Source organism: Streptomyces sp. TRM70350, from assembly GCF_019219825.1.
Classification (GTDB): domain Bacteria; phylum Actinomycetota; class Actinomycetes; order Streptomycetales; family Streptomycetaceae; genus Streptomyces.
This window is the reverse complement of record NZ_JAHUXH010000012.1, coordinates 1-24,808: the sequence shown is the minus strand read 5'-3', so window position 1 is coordinate 24,808 and position 24,808 is coordinate 1. Positions and strand designations below refer to the sequence as shown.

21 protein-coding genes are annotated in these 24,808 nt (G+C 71.2%); 5 read left to right on the top strand and 16 right to left on the bottom strand.

The genetic code is table 11. From position 1 onward, the window contains the following. Positions 1-49: 49 nt before the first annotated feature. From KWI83_RS19720 to KWI83_RS40020, 8 genes are all read right to left on the bottom strand, one after another. Positions 50-286 (bottom strand): acyl carrier protein, encoded by a 237-nt coding sequence (locus tag KWI83_RS19720; RefSeq protein ID WP_218515688.1) that lies wholly within the window; start codon positions 284-286, stop codon positions 50-52. Next, a complete protein-coding gene (locus KWI83_RS19715; RefSeq protein ID WP_218515687.1) occupies positions 283-4,308 on the bottom strand; it encodes a non-ribosomal peptide synthetase in 4,026 nt (1,341 codons plus the stop codon). The genes KWI83_RS19720 and KWI83_RS19715 overlap by 4 nt, the downstream gene beginning before the upstream one ends. A gap of 1 nt (position 4,309) precedes the next feature. Next, the gene (locus KWI83_RS19710) at positions 4,310-5,503 is read right to left on the bottom strand and encodes an alanine racemase (protein WP_218515686.1); all 1,194 of its coding nucleotides are present in this window, start codon (positions 5,501-5,503) and stop codon (positions 4,310-4,312) included. A 67-nt stretch (positions 5,504-5,570) separates the two neighbouring features. Continuing rightward, positions 5,571-8,741 (bottom strand): AMP-binding protein, encoded by a 3,171-nt coding sequence (locus KWI83_RS19705; protein ID WP_218515685.1) that lies wholly within the window; start codon positions 8,739-8,741, stop codon positions 5,571-5,573. Beyond that, a complete protein-coding gene (locus KWI83_RS19700) occupies positions 8,738-9,376 on the bottom strand; it encodes an FMN-binding negative transcriptional regulator (RefSeq protein ID WP_218515684.1) in 639 nt (212 codons plus the stop codon). The genes KWI83_RS19705 and KWI83_RS19700 overlap by 4 nt, the downstream gene beginning before the upstream one ends. 3 nt (positions 9,377-9,379) lie before the next feature. Then, positions 9,380-10,534 carry an acyl-CoA dehydrogenase family protein gene (locus KWI83_RS19695; RefSeq protein ID WP_218515683.1) on the bottom strand — a complete coding sequence of 385 codons (1,155 nt, stop codon included), beginning with the start codon at positions 10,532-10,534 and terminating at the stop codon, positions 9,380-9,382. Continuing rightward, positions 10,531-12,009, bottom strand: coding sequence for a class I adenylate-forming enzyme family protein (locus KWI83_RS19690; RefSeq protein WP_218515682.1), 1,479 nt, complete (start codon positions 12,007-12,009; stop codon positions 10,531-10,533). Before KWI83_RS19690 ends, KWI83_RS19695 begins: the two co-directional genes overlap by 4 nt. Before the next feature lie 195 nt (positions 12,010-12,204). Further along, a complete protein-coding gene (locus KWI83_RS40020) occupies positions 12,205-13,059 on the bottom strand; it encodes an EamA family transporter (protein WP_308122115.1) in 855 nt (284 codons plus the stop codon). Positions 13,060-13,212: 153 nt separating this feature from the next. Between KWI83_RS40020 and KWI83_RS19680 the strand changes: the two genes are divergently transcribed. Beyond that, positions 13,213-13,800, top strand: a complete 588-nt coding sequence (locus KWI83_RS19680; protein ID WP_218515680.1) for a helix-turn-helix domain-containing protein — start codon at positions 13,213-13,215, stop codon at positions 13,798-13,800. Between the two features lie 183 nt (positions 13,801-13,983). Next, a complete protein-coding gene (locus KWI83_RS19675) occupies positions 13,984-15,567 on the top strand; it encodes a radical SAM protein (protein ID WP_218515679.1) in 1,584 nt (527 codons plus the stop codon). A 30-nt stretch (positions 15,568-15,597) separates the two neighbouring features. Here the strand turns inward: KWI83_RS19675 and KWI83_RS19670 are convergent, their stop codons facing one another. The 3 genes from KWI83_RS19670 to KWI83_RS19660 all read right to left on the bottom strand — a co-directional run bounded on the left by KWI83_RS19670 (position 15,598) and on the right by KWI83_RS19660 (position 16,633). Next, positions 15,598-15,828, bottom strand: a complete 231-nt coding sequence (locus KWI83_RS19670; protein WP_218515678.1) for a hypothetical protein — start codon at positions 15,826-15,828, stop codon at positions 15,598-15,600. Positions 15,829-16,218: 390 nt separating this feature from the next. Further along, positions 16,219-16,491 carry a transposase gene (locus tag KWI83_RS19665; RefSeq protein WP_218515677.1) on the bottom strand — a complete coding sequence of 91 codons (273 nt, stop codon included), beginning with the start codon at positions 16,489-16,491 and terminating at the stop codon, positions 16,219-16,221. Continuing rightward, on the bottom strand, positions 16,469-16,633 hold the full coding sequence (locus KWI83_RS19660) for a hypothetical protein (RefSeq protein ID WP_218515676.1): 165 nt from the start codon (positions 16,631-16,633) through the stop codon (positions 16,469-16,471). Before KWI83_RS19660 ends, KWI83_RS19665 begins: the two co-directional genes overlap by 23 nt. Before the next feature lie 451 nt (positions 16,634-17,084). Here KWI83_RS19660 and KWI83_RS19655 point away from each other — a divergent pair, with 451 nt between their 5' ends. Together KWI83_RS19655 and KWI83_RS19650 are read left to right on the top strand one after the other, a co-directional pair. After that, positions 17,085-17,537 (top strand): DUF1569 domain-containing protein, encoded by a 453-nt coding sequence (locus tag KWI83_RS19655; protein ID WP_218515675.1) that lies wholly within the window; start codon positions 17,085-17,087, stop codon positions 17,535-17,537. Continuing rightward, positions 17,530-18,147, top strand: a complete 618-nt coding sequence (locus KWI83_RS19650; protein ID WP_218515674.1) for a TetR/AcrR family transcriptional regulator — start codon at positions 17,530-17,532, stop codon at positions 18,145-18,147. Before KWI83_RS19655 ends, KWI83_RS19650 begins: the two co-directional genes overlap by 8 nt. On the opposite strand, the gene KWI83_RS19645 is transcribed toward KWI83_RS19650, so the two are convergent. The 5 genes from KWI83_RS19645 to KWI83_RS19625 form a co-directional block, all read right to left on the bottom strand. Continuing rightward, positions 18,144-18,368, bottom strand: a complete 225-nt coding sequence (locus KWI83_RS19645; protein WP_308122114.1) for a hypothetical protein — start codon at positions 18,366-18,368, stop codon at positions 18,144-18,146. The two genes, KWI83_RS19650 and KWI83_RS19645, sit on opposite strands and share 4 nt — an antisense overlap. A gap of 19 nt (positions 18,369-18,387) precedes the next feature. Beyond that, a complete protein-coding gene (locus KWI83_RS19640) occupies positions 18,388-19,884 on the bottom strand; it encodes an NAD(P)/FAD-dependent oxidoreductase (protein WP_218515673.1) in 1,497 nt (498 codons plus the stop codon). 28 nt (positions 19,885-19,912) lie between these two features. Continuing rightward, positions 19,913-21,754 (bottom strand): FAD-dependent oxidoreductase, encoded by a 1,842-nt coding sequence (locus KWI83_RS19635; protein WP_218515672.1) that lies wholly within the window; start codon positions 21,752-21,754, stop codon positions 19,913-19,915. 241 nt (positions 21,755-21,995) lie between these two features. Beyond that, positions 21,996-22,655, bottom strand: coding sequence for a TetR/AcrR family transcriptional regulator (locus KWI83_RS19630; RefSeq protein ID WP_218515671.1), 660 nt, complete (start codon positions 22,653-22,655; stop codon positions 21,996-21,998). Positions 22,656-22,755: 100 nt separating this feature from the next. Then, positions 22,756-23,406 carry a TetR/AcrR family transcriptional regulator gene (locus tag KWI83_RS19625; protein ID WP_256362534.1) on the bottom strand — a complete coding sequence of 217 codons (651 nt, stop codon included), beginning with the start codon at positions 23,404-23,406 and terminating at the stop codon, positions 22,756-22,758. A gap of 53 nt (positions 23,407-23,459) precedes the next feature. Here KWI83_RS19625 and KWI83_RS19620 point away from each other — a divergent pair, with 53 nt between their 5' ends. Beyond that, a complete protein-coding gene (locus KWI83_RS19620; protein WP_218515670.1) occupies positions 23,460-24,752 on the top strand; it encodes an oxygenase MpaB family protein in 1,293 nt (430 codons plus the stop codon). The last annotated feature ends 56 nt before the right edge of the window (positions 24,753-24,808 follow it).

Genomic DNA, 24,808 nt, shown 5'->3' with positions numbered 1-24,808 from the left:
TCTGGGCGTCTGTGTGGGTGATGCCTGCTGTGGTGGAACAGAGGGACGGTCAGAGCAGCGTCGCGATCTGGGCCTCCAGCCGCGCCACCGTCACCGGTTCCGAGAACAACTGCTCGACGTCGAGGTCGACGTCGAAGGTGTCCTCCAGCGCGGACAGGATCTGGATCAGTGCGGCCGAGTTGACGCCGAGGCCGACCAGATCGAGTTCCTGCCCGGAGTCGGGCACCGCGTAGCCGCGGGCCTTCAGCTCCTCGACGATGGCGGTACGCACCATGGCGTCGGTCATCGGGTCTCCGCCTCCTCGATCGCGTCTGTGACCTGCCGCACGTTGTCGCCCTCGAACACGTCGAAGTGCCCGCCAGTCAGCGGCGCCGACGCCTCGACGCAGGCGACTCCGCTCCAGGCCCCGGCGTCGGGCTCGGCCGGGCCGTCGACGGCCCTGAACTCCACGACCGGTACGGGCGCGGGAGTCGGTTCCCAGTCGCGCAGCAGCGTCATGTTCTGCCGGTACACCTCGAACCGGCCGCGCAGCGCCGGGTCCGTGGCGGCCTCCTCGGCCTCGACCTGTACGCCGCTGGTCTCCCGGACGTCCCGGAGGAAGCCGTCGAGTGACGGCTCGAAGGGCTCGTCGCCGCTCCCTCGGGCGGCAGCGGAGACCGGGGTGTCCACGACCACCACCCGGCGCACCGGGGTACCGCAGATCCGGGCGGCCTCGAAGGCCAGGGCCCCGCCGAACGACCAGCCGGCGAAGACGTGCGGCACGCCGTCGGACAGGGACCCGGCGGGGAGCTGTTCGAGACAGCGGCGGGCGAGCGCGGCCAGGGTGGGGCGTTCGCCCGGCGTTTCGCCGGGGACTTCGGCCGACGTTCGGCCCGGCACTCTGCCCGGCACTTCGACCGACGTTCCGCCCGACGCTTCGCCCCGCATGTCGCGCAGTGGACCGTCGAAGCCGATGACATGGACGTCGACGTCGCCGGTCAGCGCTCGGATCAGGCCGTGGTAGCAGGACACTCCGCCACCCACCGGCGGGAAGAGGACCAGCCGTATCCCGGGTGTGCCGCTCGCGCGCGGCCGGTACGTCCACACGCCCCGGCTGCCCGAGGTGCGCGCCCCCCGGCACAGCGCGGCCAGGCCGGTCACGGTCGGGTCCGCCATGAACGCGCCGAACGGCACGTCGTAGCCGAACCTGCCGCGCAGCAGTGACAGCAGCCGGATCGCGTCGTACGAACCGCCGCCGGCCTCGAAGAAGCTCTCCGGGCCCGGGGGTTCGCCCAGCACCTCCCGCCAGCACAGCGCCACCTCACGGCCGTGCAGGTCCAGGGCCCGGGGGGCCGGCGTGTCCGTGGCGGTGGCCTCGTCGAGCGGCAGGGTCTCCAGACGGCGCCGGTCGACCTTTCCATTGGAGGTCAGGGGGATCGAGTCCAGCTCGATGAGCGCGTCCGGGACCATGTACTGCGGCAGTGCGTCCCGGAGCGCGGCGTGGGCGTCCTGCCGCCAGGTGACCGGGGCGTCCGCCACCAGGGTCACGCAGCCGACGAGCCGCTTGCGGCGGGCCTCGCCGCGGACGCTGACCGCGCAGCGCAGTACGCCGGGCGCGTGCTGCAGGACGTGCTCTATCTCGCCCAGCTCCACCCGGTGCCCGTTGAGCTTGACCTGGGTGTCGGTGCGGCCGAGGAACTCCACGACGCCGCCCGGTTGACGGCGGCCGCGGTCCCCGGTGCGGTACATCCGGCCGAAGACCGGATCGTCGAGGAAGGCGGCCCGGGTCTTCTCCGGGTCGCTCGCGTAGCCGTCCGCCACGCCCGCTCCGGCGATGTGGATCTCGCCGATGTGCCAGTCCGGGCACTCCCGGCCGTCGGCGTCCAGCACCAGGATCTCCTGGCCGGGCATGGCCTTGCCGTAGGGGATGGAGCGGCCCGTGCGGTCGGCCTCGTCGATCCGGTGCCAGATGGACCAGATGGAGCCTTCCGTGGCCCCGCCCAGGCTGATGACCTCCGCCTCGGGCGCGAGACGTCCGAGGGCGGCCGGCAGAGTGAGCGGTATCCAGTCGCCGCTCAGCAGGAAGGCCCGCACGGTCGGCGTGGCCGTCTGCTCCTCGGCCAGCAGCGAGGCCAGTGCCGGGGCCGAGTTCCACACCGTCACGCCGTGTGCGGCGATGAGTTCCGTCCATGCCGCGGGGTTCCTGGCGGTCTCCTCCGACAGCATCACCACAGAGCCACCGCACAGCAGCGGCCCGAAGACGTCGTACACCGAGAGGTCGAACCCGAGGGAGGAGACCGAGAGCACGCGGTCGTCCGGACCGAGGCCGAGCCGGTCGTTCACCGCGTCGATGGTGTTGAGGACGGCCGGGTGCGAGATGACGACACCCTTGGGCTCGCCGGTCGAACCCGAGGTGAAGATGATGTACGCCGTGGTGTCGCCGCCGTCACCGGAGCGGGCCACCCGCGCGCCCGGGTCCGGGGCCGGAAGGGGGAGCGGTGTCACACCGCGGTCGCGCCAGCGGTCGTCGGCGGCCTGCCGCCCCTCGGTGACCGCGAACCGTACGCCGCCGCGCCGCGCGATGCTGTCCAGACGTCCGTCCGGTGTCCCGTGATCGAGGGGGATGTAGACGCACCCGGCGAGCAGGCTGCCGAGGACGGCGACGACCTGTCCCCGCCCGCGCGGCAGTTGGACGGCGACCCGGTCCCCGGCACGCGCGCCCGTGGCGAGCAGCAGGTCCGCGAGCGCGGACGCGTGGGTGACCAGTTCGCCGTAGGTGAGGCTGCCGTGTGCGTCGTGCACGGCGGGCGCCTCGGGGGTGTCGGCGGCGCGGAGCAGTACCCGCTCATGCAGCGTGCCGCCCGCCGTGCCGCCCACCATGCCGTCCGCGAGGCCCGGTACCGACCGCGGGGCGGCCGGGGCCTGTTGCCGCACCGGCGGCGTGTCCGTGGTGCGTCCGGGGACGCGGGTCCAGCGCTCGTCGTCGGCGGCCAGTTCCAGGACGAAGGCCGTGTACTGGTCCGCGAAGTCCTCGACGAACCCGGCGTCGAAGGCGTCGGTGCGCCAGTCGAAGCCCAGCCGGACGCGTCCGTCCGACTCCAGGAACACCTGGTGGTCGAGCAGGACTTGAGGCACCCTCAGCTGAACGTCGTCCCAGCGCCGCCGGAGACCGAGGGCCCCCTCGCCCGCCCCGTCCGCTTCCAGCGCCGTGAAGGTGAGGGGGTACGGCAGCCGGCGGGGATCGGCACCGGGGTCGCCGAGCCGCGCGATCTCCGCTCCGCCGAGCGAGCCGTGCACGGCCTGCCCCAGGAAGCGGCTCTGCACGGTCCGGGCGATTTCCAGGAAGCTCCGCCCGGTCGACGCGGGAACCTCCAGCGGCATCGTGGTGCCGTCGTTGCCGAGCGTGTCGTACGTCAACGGATGCACGCGCCGCGAGTACAGCACGGTGAGCGTGTGGGCGACCTGGCCGCCGATCCGGCCGAGCAGGGCGCCGTAGGCCGCGAGGTAGACCATCGGGGGCGTCAGCCCGTGCTCGCGCGCCGTCTTGGCGACCCGCTCCGCCACAGCCGCCTCCACGGTGACCGTGCGGTGTGACACGCCGGGGCCGACCTGCCGCCAGTTGGGCCGCAGCGGCAGCTCCGCGGCGTCGGCGAGGGTCGCGGCGCGCTCGCGCCAGAACCGGCGGTCCCGTGCGGAGCGGTCCCGGCGGCCCGCCCGCGCCGGAGCCCGTACGGCCGCCTGCGTTTCCGGGGTGCCCGCGGTGCCCTCGATGCCCGTGGTGCCGCGGTCCGCGACGAGTCCGGCGAGGAACAGGTCGAGCGACGCCGCGTCCATGAGCCACAGGGCGTAGCAGAGGTGCAGTCGCGCACGGTGCTCCGAGGCCACCACGACCACCTGGAACTGCGGCCATCCGGCGAAGGCGAAGGCGTCGGAGGTGAACGTGCGGCGCTGTGAGTCGTTGGCGGCGTCGAACTCCGCGTCGCTGACCCGGCGGACCTCAACACCGGTCCGCCGGGCGGCGTCCTCGGGCAGCACGGTCAGCGACAGGTCGGCGGAGGCGCTCATCCGCAGGATGCCGTTGGCGCGTACCAGCCGCTCGAGCCGGTCGTCCATTCCGGGCACGCGCGCCGGGTCGAGATCGCACGCCAGGTAGTACCGCGCGGGTCCGCGCAGTTCGAGCCCTTCCTGATCACCGACGAGGTAGGCGCGCTGGATGGGGCTCAGTGACTCGGTGGGGCAACCGTCGGAGGGTGCTTCGGTCGCACGGCGGTCGGAGGGTGACCCGGTCCTCCACGAGTCGGAGGGTGCTTCGGTCGCGGTCTCGGCCATCTCAGAAGACGATCTCTTTCACTTCGTCGCGGCTCAGGAAGGCGCTCGGGCTGAAGGTCGGCCCATAGGCGCCGACACCCGAGAACATCAGCGCGTCGCCGACATCCACGGCGGGCAGGAGCACGTCCTGGGCGAGCACGTCCAGCTGTGAACACAAGGGGCCCGTCACGACCGCGGGGCTCAGGGCACCGGGGTCCTTCGGGTCCACCGCCCGCACCAGGGGCTCGCCGCGGCCCGCTCCGGCGACGAGCCGACTGGCGATCATGACGTGGTTCATCCCGGCGTCGACGAGGACGTACCGCCGGCTGTCGACGGTCTTCACATCCAGTACGGACGTCAGCAGCACACCGGCCGGGCCGACGATCGACCGGCCGTACTCGCAGACCACGGTGGCCGGTCCGAGAGGACCGTCCGCGGTCGGGCCGGGACCGGGACCGGGACCGGGACCGTCGGATCGCAGTCCCTCCCAGTCCACGGCGGGGTCGCGGTCGCACCAGGGCATCGCGATGCCCCCGCCGACGGACACGAAGGCAAGCTTCAGTCCGAACTCGTCCGCGAGGCTCGCGGCCCGGTCCAGCGCCGCGTTCCTGGCCGCGCGGATGACCTCGGCGTCGGAGTACTGCGAGCCCCAGAACAGTTGCAGACCGCTGAGCGACAGGGGCGAGGCGCGCAGCACACGCACCACCTCGGCGGTGTCCCCGGCGGAGACGCCGAACTGGTTCGGCGAGGGGGCCGCGCCGGACGTCCTGCCCGGATAGGGGGTGTTGACCCGGACGACGGCCCGGCCGCCGACCCCGAGCCGGCGCGCCGTCTCGGCGAACAGCGCGGCCTGGCGCGGCGACTCGACCGTCACGGCCACCCCGCCCGCCAGCGCGGCCGCGGCCTCCCCGGCCGACTTCGCCGGGCCCGTGAACAGCAGTTTCTCCGGCGGCATCCCCGCGTTCAGCGCGGTCTCCAGCTCGCCCAGGGAGCACACGTCGAAGCCGTCCACCAGCGACGCCAGGGCGGTCACGACGCCGGGGTGCGGGTTCGCCTTCAGCGAGTAGTAGATCTCGGCGTCGGGTACCGAGGCCGCCCGCACCAGGTCGACGGCCTGGCGCAGGGCGGCGCGGCTGTACGCGTACACCGGCGTGCCCCCGGCCCGGTGCATGAGGAGCCGGGCCTGGTGAGGGGCGAGCTCGACTGTCGGGAGCATTCCCACGGGGTCGCCGAGCCCGGCGGCGGGAGCGGCAGCGGAAGCGAGCCCGGCTCCGGAAGCGGGTTCAGTCCGCACAGGACGTCCTCCCCGCCTCCCGCAGCGCCGCGAGCACCTCGTTGTGCAGCCGGTCGATGACATCGGTACGGTCCATGGCGATCCCCCGCCTGTAGTAGTAAGTCAGCGCCATCTCGGAGGCCGATACCTGCAGTTCGCCCTGCAACTGGTAGCGCAGCGTCCGCCCCAGCGACCTCGGCTGCCACGCACCGAGGTCGCGGGGCTTGAGCCCACGCCGTTTGGGGTGCTGGTTGAACAGCACCGTGGACAGCGGAAAGCAGTCGGCCCCGGCCAGCCCGAGCTCCTCGATCCGCTGGTCGAACTCCCATGCGCTGCTTGCCGTGCCGACCCGCAGCTGCTCGGCGTACGCCAGCGCCCGGTCCGGCAGCGACACCGCGTCGGGGCCGCGTACGACGAGCTGGCTCATGAACATCCCGGCGGTGGTGGCGGCCACCTCGTCGCGCACCTGCACCGGGACGACGATCGACAGCTGGTCCAGTCCGAACGTCCGGGAGACGGCCAGGTCGAAGGCGGCCAGGACGACCGGGAAGACGGAGACGCCCGTGGCCACCGCGATCCGATGGGCTGCCCGGGAACAGGTCACGCCGAACGGGCGCGACACCAGTTCGCCGACGCGGGCGTCGTCGCCCGTCGCCTCCGGCAGCGTGATCTGTTCGGCGTCCCGCAGGAAGGTGCGCCAGTAGGCGGCGGCGGGCGCGGGCCGGTCCGGGCGCCGCGTCGCCCGGCAGTAGGCGCGGTATCCGGAGGGCGGCGGGGCGTCGTCGAGCGCGGAGCCCTGGAGCGCCGAGCGCAGCTCGTCCGCGATCAGGTCCATGCTCAGGCCGTCGAGGAAGAGGTGGTGCGCGACCAGGATGACGGACGTGATGCCGTCGCCGGGGACCACGACGACCCTCATGGGCGGCGGGGCCCCCGCGGGGTCGATCAGCCGTGCCACGGTCTCGGCGCGGGCCTGCTGAACCCGTGCGCGGTGCTCACCGGGACCGGGGGCCTCGTGGACGGTGACCGGGCAGCGTGCGGCGTCGGGCTCGGAGTAGACCTGCTGCGACCAGTCGGGGGTGAGCGAGAGCCGGAGCACGTCGTGCCGTCGGGTCAGCAGGTCGGCGGCCGCCCGCACCTCGTCGGTCGTGAGCACCCGGTCGATCCGGATCTCGCGGGAGAGGTTGCACCAGTTGGCGTTGCCGTCCGCCATGCAAATGGCCATGTAGGCCACCTGACGGGTCGACAGGGGAACGAGATGCTCGCCGCGGTGCTCGTCGGCCGCCGGGCGGTCTCTTTCGGGCGCGGCCCGGCGGCCCTCGCTCGGGTGCCCGTCGGACTCGGCACCGGCCCCCTGCCCGGTGCCACCGGCAATACCGCCGCGCTCGATCGCCCGCGCCAGCGACGCCACATCGCGATGGGCGAAGCACTCCCGCACCGAAAGGACGGTCCCGAAGCGCTGCTCGACCTTCGCGACGAAGTCCATCATGTCCAGGGACGACAGCCCCGCGTCCACGAACGACGTCGCATCCGGTGCCGCCCCCGCGGCTGCTGGGTCCTCTCGAAGTCCGAGCAACCCGAGCAGCACATCGGTGACGGTGGCACCCGGGCCGGGTGGCGGCGCGCCCCCGGAGTCCGACGAGTGCTCGACGGACGTGGCCAGGGCAACCCGGTCGACCTTGCCGCTGCGAAGCAGCGGCAGCTCCCGGCGCGGATGGACCGCCGGAACCGGCAGCCCGTGCCGCTTGGCGACATCGCGGACCTGCTCGCTCAGCGTCTCCTCCTGGCCCGGCTGAAGCCATGCCGCGGCGACGAAGGCGTGCGGCCCCTGCCGGTCGACGACGACGCACTGGTCCACGCCGACGAGTTCCTCGACGTCGTCGACGAAGTGGTGGTAGGCGACGCGCCTGCCGGAGACCTTCAGGTCGTCGCCCAGCCGGCCCACGATCATCAACTCGCCGCCCTCGGTACGGCGCCCTATGTCACCGGTGCGCAGCGGGGCGGGCATCGGGTCGACACGGAACGTGCCCGGCGCCGGTCCCGCCCCGTCCGCGAGTGTCCCGAGGGCCGGGGCCGACGAGGCGACGAGCACCTCTCCGTGGCCGTCCGCGTCGGGCCGGTCGATCTCCACCGACACACCGGGCCGGGGCCGCCCGACGGGCACACCGAACGCAGCGCCGCCCGCTGCCTCTCCGTCGGCCCGCCCCACCCGAACCCCACGCCGGAACAGCTGGGCCAGCGTCCCCTCGGTCATCCCGTAGAGGTTGACGAACTCGGCACCCGGCGCGAGCTCGCTCCACTGCTCGACCACCCGGGCCGGCAGCACCTCCCCCGCGAAGAACCCCAGGCGCAGGAAGTCCAGCCGGACGGACTCGGCCCGCAGCGCGTCCCCGACCCGGCGGGCGAGGGACGGTACGAGGAAGGCGAGCGTCGCCCGCGACCGGGCCAGGTGGCCGCCGAGCGCCCGCGGGTCCAGCTGGGCGTCGACCTCGGGCAGGCACAGCGTGCCGCCGGCCGTCAGCACCCCCAGCAGCTCCCGCAGCGACGGGTCGAAGTTCACCCGCGTGACGGCGGCGCAGACGTCCCCCTCGCCGAAGGCAAACTCCTCGGTGAACCAGGACAGGAACGCGTGCAGGCCCCTGCGGCTGCCCACGATCGCCTTCGGCGCGCCGGTCGACCCCGACGTGGGGATGAGATAGCCCGCGTCACGGTCCTGGTGCCGCCAGGCGGGAGGTGACTGCCGCCGCTGCCGTGGGGCGGTGGTGAGGACGACGCGTCCGGTCGCGGCGTCCAGGACCATCTCATGGAGGTCGCCGTCACCGGCCCGCCCGCGGTAGTGCGCCACAGCCGAGACATCGCTGCTCAGGATGGCCGACGGCCGTGCGACGCGCTCGGCCCACGCGTACCGGTCGGGTGTCAGCCCGGCGTCCGTGGGCACCGGCACCGCACCCGCGCGCAGGCACGCCAGCAGCCCCACGACGTAGGCGGGACACAGCGGCCCCAGGAGCAGGACGTGCGTCCCGGGCGCCCCCGCCTCGACCAGAGTGCCCGTCAGTTCCTCGACGTCGGCGGCGAGTTCGGCGTACGTGAGGGTCTCGCCGCGCCACTCGACGGCGGGGCGCCCGCTCGGTGGGAGGTCCAGCAGCCGTCCCAGGGCGTCCGGTGCTTCCACGGTGGCCGTCATGCGGTCGGGGCGGCCGTGGCGGTCGGTGGCTGGAGCACCAGCTTCGCCAGCTCGAGCCGGTCGGTCTCGTCGCTGTCGGCCAGTGCCTCGGCCAGGCTGTCCGTGCCGCCCTTGCGCTGGTTCAGCCGGAAGCAGGACTTGAACTCCAGGTCCAGCAGCCGGAAGCCGACGATGTTCTTCAGGTACCCCTCGGTCAGGTTCTCCGGTATCTCCCCGAGCGTCCAGGTCGAGCCCGCGACCGCCTTCTTCTGCAGCCGGTCGATCAGCACGACGACGTCCTCGCGAGTGCGGGCGGCGTCGCTGAGTTCCAGTCGGCCGGAGATCTCCACGGCGCAGTACAGCCAGGTCGGGATGCGGCTGCGGGTGCCGAACCACTCGGCGGGCACGAAGGTGTCCGGCCCCAGCACCGTGACGGTGGCCGGAGGCCCCGCCGCGAACGCCTCCGCCATGTCGTTGGCCCGGGCGACGTGTCCGGCGACGAACAGCTCGCCGTCCTCGGTCTCGCGCAGATCGAGGGGCAGGGGAGAGGTGTGGACGCGGCCGTCGTGGAAGGTGGCGAGGACGCCGAACGACTTCTCTTGTACGAAGTCGCACATCAGGGGCAGGGGAACACTGAAGTGCTCTCGGGTGTACATGGCTTACGCGCGCTCCCTCGACTCGGCGTTCAGCAGTTCCAGGCCGATGCCCTCGCGAGCCCCGCGCTGCGGTGGATGGAAGGCGATCGCGCTGAGCGCTCCCGCGAGCGTCGTGGCGAAGCCGCTCAGGGCGAAGCCGGCGCCGCCGGCCGCGCGCAGCAGCAGACCGCCGATGCCGGTGATGTCGTCCTCGACGCGGTCGCGTGCCTCGACCGCCAGGTTGAGCTGTTCGCCGACGGACCGGTCGTCGTCCACGGCGCGCGCCGCGTCGAGCAGACCGTCCTCCAGGCGGCGGATCTCCTCGACCGCCCGGGTCCACCGCGGTGAGCCCGCGCGCCTGTCGGGCGGGGTCGCCTGGGCCAGGCAGGAGGCCACGCCGAGGTAGGAGGCGCTGATGAGCAGTTGGAACCAGAGGTAGCAGTCGGCGGCGAAGCGGCGGCCGGTCTCCCCCCGCAGCGGGAAGACGTGGTCGCGTGCGACGTGCACGTCGGACAGGCGCACGGCATGGCTCTCGGCGGCGCGGAAGACCGGGCTCCGCCAGAACGTCTCGCGTTCCAGTCCGGGGGCGCCGGCGTCCACGAAGGCCTGGGCGTACCCCTCGGGGGAGCCGTCGGGCGCGCGCAGCTCCACCATCAGGGACATCAGGTCCATGCTGGTGGACAGGGAGCAGGGCCGCTTCAGCCCGGTGACGCGGTAGCCGGCGTCGTCGGTGTCGCGGACCGCCCAGCTCCCCAGGCTCCGCAGATCGCGGCCGGGAGTGGACTCGGCACCGCCGGAGGCGATCAGCTTGGCCTCGCTCGCGATGTCCTGGAGGATCACCCGGGCGTTCTCGTCCCCGGCCGTGGCGACCCGGCCGAGGGCGGCGATCTTGTAGTGGTGCATGGTCGTCGCGATGGCCGCCGACGGCGCCAGGGTGCCGAGGGCGAGCTGGAACCGTACGGCGTCGGCCGCCGTGTGCCCGGCCCCGCCGCAGTCCCGGGGGATCAGCATGGTCGTGGCGCGGGTGTCCTTGAGCAGGGCGAACACGGCCTTTGCGTCCTGTTCGTGCGCCTCGGGCGGCCGCGCCGCGAGCGCCGCGAACAGTCCGCCCGCCACGGTGTCGAGCCTCGCCTCGGTGTCGGCGACGGCGGGCGCGTCCTGGATCGCACCACCGGTCACGTGTCGTCCCCCTCGTGGGTGTGCAGCAGCCGCTTCACGGCGGCGTAGTCGGTCTTGCCGAGCGGAGTGCGCGGGAGCGCCGGCACGGTCTCGTACCGCTGTGGGAGCTGGTACGACAGCAGCCGGTCGGCGAGCCGCCGCTGGACCGCGCCCAGTTCGAAGGTGTCGTCGGTGACGATCAGGGCCGCCACCCGCTCGGTGGTCCCGGGGTCGGGGATGCCGACGACGGCGCTCTCCAGCACTCCGGGGCATTCGCGCAGCGCGGCCTCGACCTCGAGTGGTCCGACCTTGTTCCCGGCGACGTTGATGAAGCCGGACTGACGGCCGCGTACGTACCAGCCCTCGGGGTCCGCCCGGATGATGTCCCGCGTTCTGAGCCAGCCGTCCTCGAACATCTCCGCAGTGGCGGCGGGGTCGTCGTAGTAGCCACGGGCCAGGGCGGGCCCGCGGACGTACAGCTCGTGGAGCGGCTCCGGCCCCGAACCGTCCTGCGCGGGGTTCGCGTCCGCCACGGGCTCAAGTCGCCACGCGACACCGGCGATGGGTTTCCCGATGGAGCCGCCGCCGACGTACCGCTTGTCGAAGCAGATCACGCCGATCTCGGACAGCCCGTACACCTGACGCAGCGGCAGGCCGTACCGGCGCAGGAACTCCTCCTGCGTACTGGTCGCCAGCGGCGCGCTGCCGGATATGGCCATGCGCAGCGTCTTCAGCGACGTGGCCGGCACCCCACCGGCGGTGAGCATCTGGTACATGACGGGCAGTCCGCTCATCAGTGTCACGCCGTGCCGGTCGATCTGCCGTGCCAGTCCCCGGCCGGTGAGCCGCCCGGCCCGGGCGAACACCACGGTCGCCCCGTTCAGCAGCGCCGGCAGGGTCAGGACATCGATGCCATGGCAGTGCGCCAGCGGCAGTGCGCACAGCACCACGTCCTCGGGGCCCAGCGCCAACTCCCCGCTCCACAGCCGGACCCGCGCCTCGATGGCGGCCTGGCTCATGACGATGCCCTTGGGCTCACCGGTCGAACCGGAGGTGCAGTGCACGACGAAGTCGTCGGCGGCGTATCGGCCGAGCGCCCGAGCGCGGTGCGTGCGCGCCCCGTTGACGGCCTCCAGATCGAACCCACCCGCGGCGGACGGGTCGTCCGGCAGCCGGTCGACCGCCAGCCAGGCCAGGTCGTACTTCGCCGCGCTGCGTTCCAGCTCCGCAGCGGACAGGCGGCTGTCCAGCAGGACGGTCACGATGTCGAGCCTGGCGGCCGCGAGATAGAGCGCGAGAAACGTTCCCGGATCGTCGGCGGCGAGTCCCAGCACGTCACCCGGCTGAAAGCGCCCCGACAGGCGCTCGGCGGCGGCGTCCACCGCCGCCAGCAACTCCTCGTACGACCACGTGATTCCGTCGTGGCCGACCACGGCCGACGCACGCGGGGTGGACATGGCCGTGGCCCGGAACGCGGCGTAGAGCCCCTCCCTCAATTGATGCCCTTCCTGCTCCCCCTGCACGAACGGACATGCGACGCAGCCCCTGTGCAACCCCTGAGAGGGTCTCGCAGCCACTCTCGGCCTGTGACGAAATCACGGTCTCCTGTGCCTGGCAAGAACATGTCCATACTTCGAGAAATTGTTCAGCAAAGGCACATCAGGGCGGACTCAAGGGTACTTACGCGGGCCTCAGCCGGCCCCGATGAAGGCGACGCCGAGGAACGTCGCGGAGATCCCGGCGAGTTGCAGCGGGCGGAGACGCTCGTCGTCGAACCAGCGTGCCAGGAGGACGGTGGCGACGGGGTACAGCGAGGAGAGGACCGACACCACGGGCAGCAGGCCGGTGTGGGTGGCGTGGGCGTACATCAGATTGGCGGCCATGTCGGCCAGTCCGACCGCCACGGCGGCCCCCAGCTGGGACCGGCTCCAGCGCGGCTGACGCTCACCCCGGCCGGCGCGCAGCAGCAGGACCAGCCCGACGGCGACGACGTAGGCGGCCCGCTGGCCGAACAGGGTCTGGGGGACCGACGACCGGCTGCCTTCGGCTATGGCGATCAGGACCACCCCGAACCCCGCGGCGGCCAGCAGCGCCAGGCCGATCGACTGAGCGGACGACGCACGCGCACCGGGGCCGGACCTCAACTCGGGTGCCACGGCCAGGCAGGCACCCAGGCCCGCCGTCGCCAGGCCGATGAACTGCAGCGGCGGAGGTGTCTGTCCCTGGACCACACCGACGACGACGGGAAGAACCACGGAAGTAGAGGCCACCGGGGCCACCAGGCCCATCTGCCCGATGGCCAGGGCCCGATAGAACGCGCCGAGGGCGACCGCTCCCGCCAGCCCCGCCACCACCCCCCAGGCCAGCGCCGAGGTGTCCAACGCCGGTTCCGCCTCGGCGATGAGGTACACGGCCGTGCCCACCAGGGCCGCCACCTGGGCCACGAAGATCACCGAGTACGCGGATCGCAGCCGCGACAACCGGCCCCCGACGAAGTCCGCCGCGCCCCACAGCATGCTCGACACCAACCCGAGTAAAAGCGCCACTTGAGTTCCCCCTCCGTACGTATCGCGCCGTGGCGTGCTGCCCCGGTCACCGCATGGGTTCGGTAAACCGACCCGACCGGGTTAGTTTGCTGGACCGTACGGGCAGGACGACAACACGCGCGGAACCGGCACCGGCGGAAGGCGGAAACGAGAATGGCAAGTGCTGCCGAGGCGGCGAACCGGGCGATCGCATACAACGTACGGGCCCTGCGCGCCGGGCGTGGATGGAGCTTGCAGACCCTCGCGGCCCGCGCGGGTGTGAGCAAGGGCGTGCTCCTGCAGATCGAGAAGGCGAGCACCAACCCCAGTATCGCGACCCTGTGTCGGCTGGCCGACGCTCTCGGTGTGGCGCTGGCGCGGCTGCTGCGGGACGCCGAGAACACCGCGGTCCGCGTCGTGCGGGACGGGGAGGCCGCCCGGCTGTGGGAGGGGCTGCCCGGCAGCAGCGGCCGACTCCTCGTCGGCTCCGAACTGCCCAACGCCATAGAGATGTGGGACTGGCGCCTCGCCGCGGGCGACCGGTACAGCGGCGAGGCGCACGCGGCCGGCAGCTGGGAGATCGTCTATGTGCTGCGCGGTCAGCTGTCCCTCGACGTCGAAGGGCAGTCGGTCGTTCTCCATCACGGGGATGCCGCCGTGTTCGCCGCCGACCGCGAGCACGGCTACGGGAATCAGGCGGACGAACGACTCCACTTCGTGATGGCCGTCCTCCAGCCGGAGATCACCCCCGTACCGGCCTGAACGGATCGGCAACAAGTCAGCCACATCCCCGCAACATCAGGCCATGTCTGTCCAGAAATACGTCGAACCGGTCGATTCGAGCACTATTTGATCACACCTGTACCTACCGTGTGTTCCTGTTGCCCTTTTTCGACGGCCTCGTGCGGGCCATGAACGAGCCCGCCAGCATGAGGAGTTGCACGTATGGCACAGGTGCTCATCGTCAACCCGCCCAACTCCAACACCGTCCTCGACGGCGCCACCTGCACCGTCACCCGCCCGGAGGACCACACCGACTGGTCCAACTTTCCCAGCCTGGGCGTGCTGACCCTCGCCTCGGCACTGGCGGACATCCCCGAGGTGACGCCGGTGTACATCGACGGCACGGTCGTGCCCTGGCCCACCCTGCTGGACTACATCGACACCCATGCCGGCGGCATTCTCGCGGTGTGCACCAGTGCTCTGACCGCCACCTATGAAGCCGCGCTCGCGATCCTCGCCCACGCCAAAGCGGTACGCCCGCGGATATGGACGGTCATGGGCAATGATCACTTCACCGCACTGACCGAGCAGTGCCTGACCAACCATCACGACTGCATCGACTTCGGTTTCCGTGGCAACGAAGTCGTCGGCCCCTTCCGCGCGCTCATCGCGGACCTGAACGCCGGCCGACTCCAGGAACCGGCGGCCTACCCGGGTATCGCGGTCTGGCGCGACGGACGGGTCATCTCCGTCCCGCAGCGGCCCGAGCCGGTCTTCACCGCTCTGCGCCACGACCTGGTCGACGCCGTCTTCGACCACACCACGCCCTACAAGGCCAACTTCCAGACACGCGTCGCCCCGCAGTTGCGCAAGATGCTCGGCGTGGAACTGCACGCCGGCATGCCCGTGGAGATCGGCCGGGGCTGTATCAAGTTCCGCCGCAACGACGCCTGTTCGTTCTGCTCGATCCAGTTCGGCGGGATGTGGAAGAACTCGGTCCACGACCCGCACGCGGCCTGGCAACTCGTCGAGCACATGAGCCACAACGCCTACGACTACCTCTATCTGACCGCTGACGAACTTCCCTTGACCTTCGGCGGCCTGCTGCGCGGCATGCTCGACGAGGCCCCGCAGTGGTGGACCGGGATCCCGGAGAACGAGCGTCCGGTCATGGTGGGCTATGCGCGTGCCGACGGGCTGTCCAACCCCCGCCATGCAGAAACGCTTCGCCAGCTCGGGGTCCGGCAGCTCATGGTGGGCCTGGACGCCGGGGCGCCGGTCTCCCTCATGGCCATGAACAAGCCCTTGAGCCCGATCAAGGACAATGATCCCGCCCATCGGGCGGAACTCATGTTCGACCACAATGTGCTGGCCATGCAGACAGCTCGGGAACACGGCCTGCTGCTCAAGGTCGGTTTCGTCATCGGTCACCTGGGCATGACCCCCGAACTCCTGGCCGACAACATCGACTCGATGCAGCGGCTGATCGATGCCGGGAGGGGAGTCATCGCCTCCCTGGACGTCGAAGTGCTCTCGCCCGAGCCCGGCTCCCTGGACTACCGCTACCTCACCGAACCGGAATTCGCCGGCCAGGCGGCCGACCGCCTCGGCCTCTCCATCGCCGCCGAACCCGACCGCCGCGACATCGCCTCGCACTGGAAGGAGCTCGACGTCATCGACCGCGAGGCGGCGATGGCCGAGTACGTCGCCGCGGTCATGCCAGGCCTGACCCTGGACGACCTCGCCACGGCACGCGGTGGGCTGCGCGAGTACGGCAAGGCGACAGGCATCGTCATCGGAGAGTGAGGGCATCGGACCCTCCACCGCCGCGTCAGCTCACCGTGCGCGGCCTCTATGAGGGTGGGGCTCGCGGTCATGCCGGTCGCTCCAGTGGTCGGCGGCCGTGAGCATGGAGCGTACGGGCATGTCGGCCTTGGTGATCGCCGAGGCGCCGCCGCAGTCGACGAGCCTGACGACCCCCGCGACATGAGCGCCCTCCGACCGTACGGTCGCCGCGGCAGCGAGTGTGGAGGCGCCGGTGGTGGAGGTGTCCTCCACGAGCAGCACGCAGTGACCGACGATGTCCTGGCTACGACACGGCGGCGGAGGCCGTGCTGCTTGGGCTCCTTGCGGATGACCAGGGCGGGCACATGGTGGCCGGAGCCGTGGGCAGCCCTCCTCGCGGCGATGGCGATCAGCACGGCGCCCTGGACGAGGCCGCCGACGACGTCGTAACTCCAGCCCGCGGCGGCGTCGAGGACGGCCCGGCCGATGAGCCGGGAGCCGCGCGGGTTCAGGCGGCTGACGCGCCGCAGGTCGGAGTGGTGGTCGAACGCTCGGCCCGACGACAGGGTGAACAGCCTTCGGGCCAGGGCGAGTTCGCGATGACGTCGGTGGGAAGCGAGCCACGGTCGCCACATCCGGCCCTCCCGGGCCGCCAAACAACTTATGGAGCAGTCATGACACAACGCCATACTGCCGCCGCCACGGAACTCTCTGGTGGCCGATGCGGGTCTCGATGCGGGCCCGGTCGTGGCCGATCTTGGCAGTGGTCTTGCGCTGAACCGCCTCCACGACCGCCCAGCGCACGAGTTTGCTGCCCTGCTTGGTGATGTGGCCGCGGTGGACGACGGTGTCGGACTCGTAGTGACGCGGGGTCAGGCCGTTCCAGGAGCACAGCCGGTCGTCGGAGGCGAACCGGCGCACATCACCGATCTCGGCGACGAGCACCGCCGCGAGCTTGACGCCGATGCCGGGCAGTTTGCTGGATCACCCGGTAGCCGCAGTGGTCGCGAAGTTGCTCGGCGATGCGGGATGTGAACATGTTCTCCTCGGCGGCGAGCAGGTCGATCAGCTGCAGCAGGGATGCCACTCGCTGGGCATACGAGCCGGGCAGCTGGGTCTCCTCGAAGGGCGCGGCCGTCGACGCCAAACAGGTCGGACGCAGGGTTGATCACCCGGCCTTGGCCAAGACCGCGAGTACCTGTGCCTTGAGCCCGGTAACTGAGGCCCACAAGCGGTAACCGGCACGCGGGCAGCGGGCAGCGGCTTACCTGCAGGTGGACCATCACCTCCAGGCCGCCCACGGCCGTGTCGGTGAGCCGACGCTCGTAGCCGCTGTGGACGTGCCGGACCGCGCACCGCACCCGGGACAGTCGGCGTCGGGTGCGGTGGCGCGGGCGACCGCCTCGACCCCCTCGTCCCCGACCGCGCGCCCGAAGTTGGACCTGGCGCCAGGACTGGGGTCTGGTACGGCCGGTGGCGGCCGCCGGAGCATATACGAAACGAAAAGTATTCGTTTCGATATCGGCTAGGATGGCGCCATGACCTCAGCCACCCTCACCGGCCTCACTGAACGGCTCTCCAAGGATCTCGGCCGCCCCGAGCACGAACTGCTGGCTCCCGGCGGTCCCTGGAACCTGTCCCAGACGCTGCAGCACTGCGCCCAGACGGTCCGCTACTCCGTGACCGGATACCCCAGGCTCAAGCCCGCCCTGTTCCGCGCCACGGCAGGCGCCCTGGCCAAACGCCTCTTCCTGCGCCGCGGAGCGATGAAGCACCCGCTCGGGGCGGAGATCGACGGAGCCCCGCCGCTGGACCCGGACCTGCCCGCGACACAGGCGGCAGCCGCCCTCGCGGACGCGGTGGCCCTGTTCACCGGCCACACCGGACCGCACGCGCCCCACCCCGCCTACGGGCACTGCACGCATGACGAGTTCGCGCGGCTGCACGCCATGCATCTCGCCGAACACCTGCCGGGACTGCTCGATGCCTGAGGCCGCGCCGAACCGGGGACGCCCCCGCGACGCCGCGCGGGACAGAGCGCTGCTGGACGCCACGCTGGCCGTGCTGGCCGAGAGCGGTTACGGCGGGCTGACCACCACTGCCGTCGCCGCCCGCGCCAAAGTGTCCACCGCCACTCTGTACCGCCGCTGGTCCTCCAAGGAGGATCTGGTGATCGCGGCCGCCTCGACCTACATCCGGGACCTGAAGACGCCGCCCGGCACCGGCACGCTCGAAGGCGACCTGCGTGCCGTGCTCCAGGACAAGGCCGCCGCTCTGACCGGCGAGAGCGGGCGGCTGATGCGAGCCCTGGTGGGCGAGGCCGCGCACAACGCCGCCCTGGCCGAGGCTCTCACGACCGCGTTCGTGACGCCCCTACGCCGACGCGTGGAAGAGATCGTGCGCAGCGCCGTCCACCGGGGCGAGATCGCGCCGCCCGAGGACGCCGACCTGCTCGGCGACCTGGTGATCGGCCCGATGGTGAGCAGGTTTCTGCTCACCTCGGTGCCGCCGGACCAGGTGGACGAGCCCGCGGCGGCGCGGACGGCCGACCGTCTGCTGCCCTTCCTGTTGCGCGCCCTCGGCAGCGACGGCTGCCGTTAGCGGCCGCGGCCGGTCGACCGCTTCACTGGGGACGCGCTGCGCCAAGTGGTCACCGGCGGCTCGCGCTGCAGTACCTCCTCCACCCACGCCTCGGCCAAGCCCGCCTCGTGCGCCAGTCGCGACCACAGCCTGGCGATGAGCTGCCCGGTGGTGGACTGCCCGGCGACGAACACGAAGAAGCACGCGGCGACGGGGCGCTGTGCACGGTCGCGGTCAGCCACTCAACGCGGCGCCGGAGAGCTATACCCACCCGGGATGTTCCCTGGGTGGGTGCTCCTCCCGGTCATCTGTTGTGGCGCGGAAGTGGGCGGGGTCCGGTCTGCGTGTGAGTTTGCGGTAACGGGCGGCGCGGTGGGGCCAGTTGTTGGTGACCTTGCCGGTGTCGGTCTTGTACCAGCTGGCGCAGCCCGCCTCCCAGACGGTCGTGTGCAGGGCGTCTTCGAGGTGACGCTGGAAGGATTCGAAGGCGTACGGGGCCACCTCCAGCTCCCGGCGGCCGTCGCGGTCCATTGTGGCGAGGCAGGAGAGGATGTAGCGGACCTGGGCTTCGATCATGAGGATCACCGAGTTGTTGCCGAGGTTGGTGTTCGGCCCGTACAGCAGGAACAGGTTGGGGAAGTCGGGCACGGCCATGCCCAGGAAGGCCTCGGCTCCCCCGGCCCAGGCATGTTCGCGCAACTGGCGTCCGTCGCGGCCGGTGATGGTCATGGGGGCGAGGAACTCGGTCGCGGTGAATCCGGTGCCGTGGATCACGGTGTCCAGTGGGTGCTCGGTGCCGTCGGCGGTCTGGATGCCCCGCGGTGTGATCCGGGTGATCTTCTCGGTGATGACCTCGACGTTGTCGCGGGCGAGCGCCGGGTAGTAGTCGTCGGAGATGAGGATGCGCTTGCAGCCGAGCGGGAAGTCGGGCGTGAGCTTGGCCCTCAGTGCCGGATCGGGTATCTGGGTGCGCAGTTGGCGACGGCACAGGTACTCGATGATTTTGCCGAGTCGTCCGCCGCGGACGGCCGAGTACAGGACGGTGTCTCCGAAGGCGAACCATCCGCCGCGGAAGGCCAGTCGGCCGGCGGGGGTGGTGAACAGGGCCCGGTGGACCGGCCCGTAGCGATAGTCCCATTTGGGCATGACCCAGTTCGCGGAGCGCTGGAACACCCGCAGGGTGCGCACCTTGGGCGCGATCCGCGGAATGAACTGGACGGCGCTCGGGCCGGTGCCGATCACTCCGACCACCTCGTCGGTCAGGTCGTGGTGGTGGTTCCAGCGCGCCGAGTGGAAGGTGGTGCCGGTGAAGTCGCCAAGGCCCGGATAGTCGGGGAACCTGGGCCGGTTGAGCTGCCCGACCGCGGTCACCAGGACCTGGGCGTGGCGCGTGCCGCCGTCGGCGGTGCGCAGCTCCCACCGCTGGGCGGTCTCGTCGTACGCGGCGGAGGTGATCTCGGTGTGGAACCTGATCCGGGGGCGGATCCCGTGGGTGTCTGCGCAGTCGTGCAGGTAGCGCAGCAGTTCGGGCTGCAGGGGGTAGGCGCGGCTCCAGTCCGCGCGGGGCGCGAAGGAGTACGAGTACAGGTGCGAGGGCACATCGCAGCCCGCTCCGGGGTAGGTGTTGTCCCGCCACACCCCGCCGAGGTCGTCGGCCTTCTCGTACACCGTGAAGGAGGTGACGCCGGCCTGTGCGAGTCGGATGGCCATGCACAGACCGGCGAACCCCGCGCCGATGATGGCGACGCGATCAGTCATCCCGCTTCCTTCTTCCGGCCGACGTGTATCAGGGCCGGATGGGATCGATGATGTCGAACTGGTTAGGAAGGCCGAAGGCGTAGTCGAGGTCGTCCCTGGCCCAGAACGGTTTCATCACGGGCGGTTCGTAGAGCTTCTTGATGGTGGCTCTGCCCGCCGAGGAGCCGGCGGCGTCCAGGATGCCGTTGGCCGCGGCACGTCCGGCCTCGTTGGCGCCTTCCATGGTGGCCAGGTTGATGTTGCAGCGCACATAGTCCGCGGCGAGGAAGAGGTTCGGGATCGCCGTCGTCGCCTCGGGCCGATGGCTCCACGATGCGGGCGTGTTGACGAGCAGGGGTTCGTCGTTGGCGACGTCGGGGGTGCCTTCGCCGGTGATCGCGGGGTCGACGAACCAGGAGTGGACGATCGAATCCGGCAGTACGTCGTCGGCGTCGGGCAGGGCGGCGCGGATCTGGGCCAGGACCTCTTCGACGATCTGCTGCCGACTGCACTCGCGCGCCGACTTGCGGTAGATGATGCCGGGGGCGTCCCAGTTGGACACGTCCACCGAGAGGCAGTCCACCGCCTTGCCGTCGCCGTAGCGGGACGCGAAGTCCCCCTCCCAGAACTGCCCCTGACTGATCGAGGTCACCGCCCAGGGCTGACCGACGTAGGCGACATGGCCCTTGACGATCGGCACCGGCGTGGTGGTGTAGATCTGGACACCGTTCATCCAGTCGGTCTCGAGGAGCCGCAGCTTCTTCAGTCGCGGATCGGCGGCCAGGATCTGCGAGTTGAGCAGCGGGAGGGCCCGCTCCACCGGGACGGCGAGGACGTACCAGTCCGCCTGGACGGCGGACGGCGCCCCGGACGGGCCGGTCGCGGTGGCCCCCGTGATCCTGCCGCCGCTCAAGGTCAGGCCGGTGACGGTCCAGCCGACGTTGAAGGTCACCCCGAGGCGCTTGAGGTAGGTCACCCAGGGGTCGATGAACACCTCGTTGGTCGGCCCGTTGAGCAGCTGGTCGGGGTTGGTGTAACCGCCTTGCTGGAAGGTGGCGTTGAGCCAGCCCTCCATCATCAGACCCATGGTGCGCGCGTTGGCCTTCTCCGGTTTGGCGGCCACCAGGGTGGAGGTGAACAGGTCGACGAGGAGCTCCCGTCCGGCGGGTGACAGCTTGTCCATGCCGACGAAGTCGGCGTAGCCGGTGTTCTCCCACTGGCCCATGCGGCGCTTGGGTCCGCTCGTCAGGAAAGCGACCACCTTGCTCGCGAACAACGCGATGTCCTTGGCGGGGACGGCCTCCAGTGCCTGGAGGAGCGTCTTGAGGTAGTCGAGGAGTGCCTGTGGTGTGAAGTTCTCCGGCGCGGTGGCCGAGGTCGGCAGGTAGTAGGGCTTGCCGTCCCAGCAGGCCAGGATCCGTTCACCGGCCACCAGGTTGTCGGCCACGCCACGGCTGTTGCCCGGGAAGGGAATCCGGGCCATGGTCTCCGGGATGTTCTGGTAGAAGCCCGGGAAGAACCGGAAACCGTGCTCGCCGGGCAGATCCGACCGGCCCCCGCCACCGGTGCCGGGGACCGGGATGCTGCGCGCCTTGCCGCCCAGCTCCTTGCGTTCGTAGACGGTGACCTCGAAGCCCCGCTCGGCCAACTCGTGGGCCGCGGTCAGTCCGCCTATGCCGCCGCCGAGTACGGCCACGCGCCGTCCGCTGTCCGCCCCGCGGGGGCTTTTGGCCCGGCTCGGTTCCGAGGCCGGGCCCGCACTGGCCACGCCGGTGGCCGCCGCGCCCGCGACCGTGGCCGCGATGCCGGTCACCACGACCCTGCGGTTGACGGTGCCCCGCTTGTCGTCTCTCGCCCTGTCTTCGTCGTCCGCTCTCGAGTGAGTGTTCATCACGGCTCCTCACTTCCGACAGGAGTGTCGGTTACGGGGGCTCACTATGGGCGCGGACATGGCAACGGTCAAGAGTTCACGCACAGTTGACCCCCCGTCGGCGCGTCGGGACGGGAGGACGCCCTGGTGGAACACGTCGTCGATGCTGTCGTCGAGGCACACGAAAAACGGCAGCCCTCGGCGGGCTGCCGTTCCCTCCGGCCCGGTGGACCGGAGGCTGGGAGAGGACCGGCACGGCCCCCTAGGAGTGCTGGCCGGGAGACGTGCCGAAGCGCGCCATACCGTTCCACAGCAGGCGTTCGGCGGTGGCCACCAGCGTGGCACGACGGGTCTGCGGATGCCGCAGCCACCAACGGGCGAGTCCGTTGAGCCCGTTGGTCAGCAACTCCACCGTCAGCTCGGCCTCCACCGAAGCGGGATCCACGCCGACGCGCTCCAGGTCCTCGCCCAGCATCGCGGTCACGACCTTGACCCGGGTGTCCCAGTAGCCGCGCCGGACCACCTCGATCTCCGGGTCGCCCTCGTCCGTGTGGTCGTAGAGCACCGTGCGGGCCGCCGGGTGCTGCTCGGCGAAGGCGAAGAACGCCTCGATCGTGGCCCGCATCCGGTCGCGCGGCCCGCCGCTGCCCGAGATGCCGGCGCCCACCTGGGCGATCAGCGCCGCGTTCTGCTCCGCGAGCACGTTCAGATACAGCACCTGCTTGGAGGCGAAGTGGTCGTAGAGCACAGGCCGGGCCACCTCGGCCGCCTCGCTGATGTCCCCCATGGAGGCGGCGCTGTAGCCCTTGGCGGCGAACACTTCCACCGCCGCGGCGAGGATCTGGTCGCGGCGGGCCGGGCCACGCATCCGCTTCTTCGGGCCGGCCGCCTTCTTGGGTCCAGTGGCCGCGATCTCCGTCACCGTGCTCCCCTGTCCTCGGTGTGCGTACTGGCTGAAGAAACTACCCGACCCAACCGACAGAGTTGTCGGAAACCCGGGAATCGCTCGTGCACAGCTCGCATTACGAGGCCGGCTTCACGTAGGTGAGGGCGAGGCGGCTCAGTTCGTCCAGGAACTGCTCGCGCGGGATGGGCGGACGGTCGAGCAGGTAGCGCACGGTGAGGTGCTCGACCATGCGCACCAGCATCCACACCGCCGCATCGAGCGGCACGTCCGGGCGCAGGCCCGCCCGGTGCGTCGTCAGATAGGCGAGGACGAGTTCACCGATGCGGTGCTCGAAGGCGCGCAGGGTACGGCCGTCATCGAGCCGGGGGCCGTGCTCGACCACGGCGCGCAGAAACCCCGGTTCGACGTCGAGCCCGTCGAGCAGCGCGGCGAAGGTGGTCCGCACGACCACGGGCGCGGGTTTGTCGAACTGGCCGGACAACTGCGCGCTGACACGGGAGACGAGCGCGTCGCTGTACCCCTCGAGGACGGCCGAGACGATGGCGTCCTTGTTGGGGAAGTACTGGTACAGCGAGCCGGGGCTGATCCCGGCCGCCGCCGCTATCCGGTTGGTCGACGCGCCCTCGTATCCGTACTCGGTCAGCGTCTGCCGGCCGGCGTCGAGGATGCGCTCCACCATCGCCCGGGAGCGTTCCTGGCGCGGCGTCTTGCGCGGCGAGATGCGAGCGGTCGCGGTGCGCGGCGAGCTGCGACGTGAGGGCGGCATGGCGTTCAGAACGCGAATTGAACGCGAGTACGGGCGGCTGTCAGCATCGGTTCATGGTCGCACACAAGCAACCACCACGTGATACCTCCGTCGGACCGAATGACTGGGCGACGCCCCCGGTGCACCCGGCGCCCCCGGTTGCGTATCCGAGGCGCTTCCGCGAGACCGAGAAGATCAACCGCCGCCTGGGGCGGCCACTGCGGCTGCTGCTGCGCCAAGGCGCCCCGGATCCTGCGTTGTCGGACACCATCGGCGAGCGGCTGACGGCACGCGACGAGGTGGGGGCGGCACTGGCGAGAGCCATGCGGATCACCGACGCCTCGCATCCGGACCGGGTGACGATGAAGCAGTTCCGGGTCGCGCTCGCCGAAGGGATCGACGCGGTGCACAACCCTCCGCGGCCCCTGCGGGACTTCTTCGCGGCGGTCGACCCGGTGCCGGACTGGGTGGACTTCGACCTGGTCAACGCGGGCGGCCGGGTGGCACGGCGGCTCGGCCGCAACTCCGCGGATGTGCTGATGCAGTTGGCGCTGATCGGGTCCTATCGGTTCGGTGGGCCGCCGGACCTGCTGGTCGAGACCGGCGGCCTGACCGGCGGCTCCGCGCTGCGCAGGCTCGCCGAGACCCAGCAGTGGGCCATCGCGATCACCGGTCACGACGCGATGCGGCGCGACGGTGTGGGCTTTCGTCTCACGGCGCATGTCCGCCTCATGCACGCCCTGGTCAACCATCAGGTGGAAAGCAGCGGGCGCTGGGACACCGACCAGTGGGGGCTGCCGGTCAACCAGTCCGATCTGGCCGCCACCCTCGGCCTGTTCAGTGCCGTCAACCTGCTCGGCGTCCGGCTGCTCGGCGTACGTGTCACCCGCGCCGAGTCGCGGGCGCTGATGCACCTGTGGAAGTACGTGGGCCGGCTGATCGGGGTGAACGAGGACTGGCTGTGCGACAGCGAGCGCCGCCAGCACCGCCTCAACTACCACCAGTTGCTCACCCAGAGCTACGGGAGCCCCGCAGGCCCTCCCTTGGCCAACGCCATCGTGGAAGCCCAGAGCACCCTGCACTTCGCCCGCTTCGCCCGGCTGCGCCGCGCCTACGCCCGGGCGCGGCTGCTGAGCATGCTGCGCTACTTCCTCGGCCGCCAGGGCATGCGCGACCTGCGCCTGCCCATGGCCCTGCCATGGGCGGTACCGCCCCTGATCGCTGCCAACGTCCTGCGCTACCACGTCCTCGGCCGCACCGCGGCGGGCCGCGGCCATCTCCTGCGCCGCGGCGACCGGTTCAACCGGCGGCACCTGCGTCAGTACTTCAGCGACCAGGCCCCGGGCGTCGGAGAACTTCACCTCTAGGGACTGTCTGCGGTTGTGATCAATGAGGTTTCAGGAGGCTGCTGATCCAGATGGTT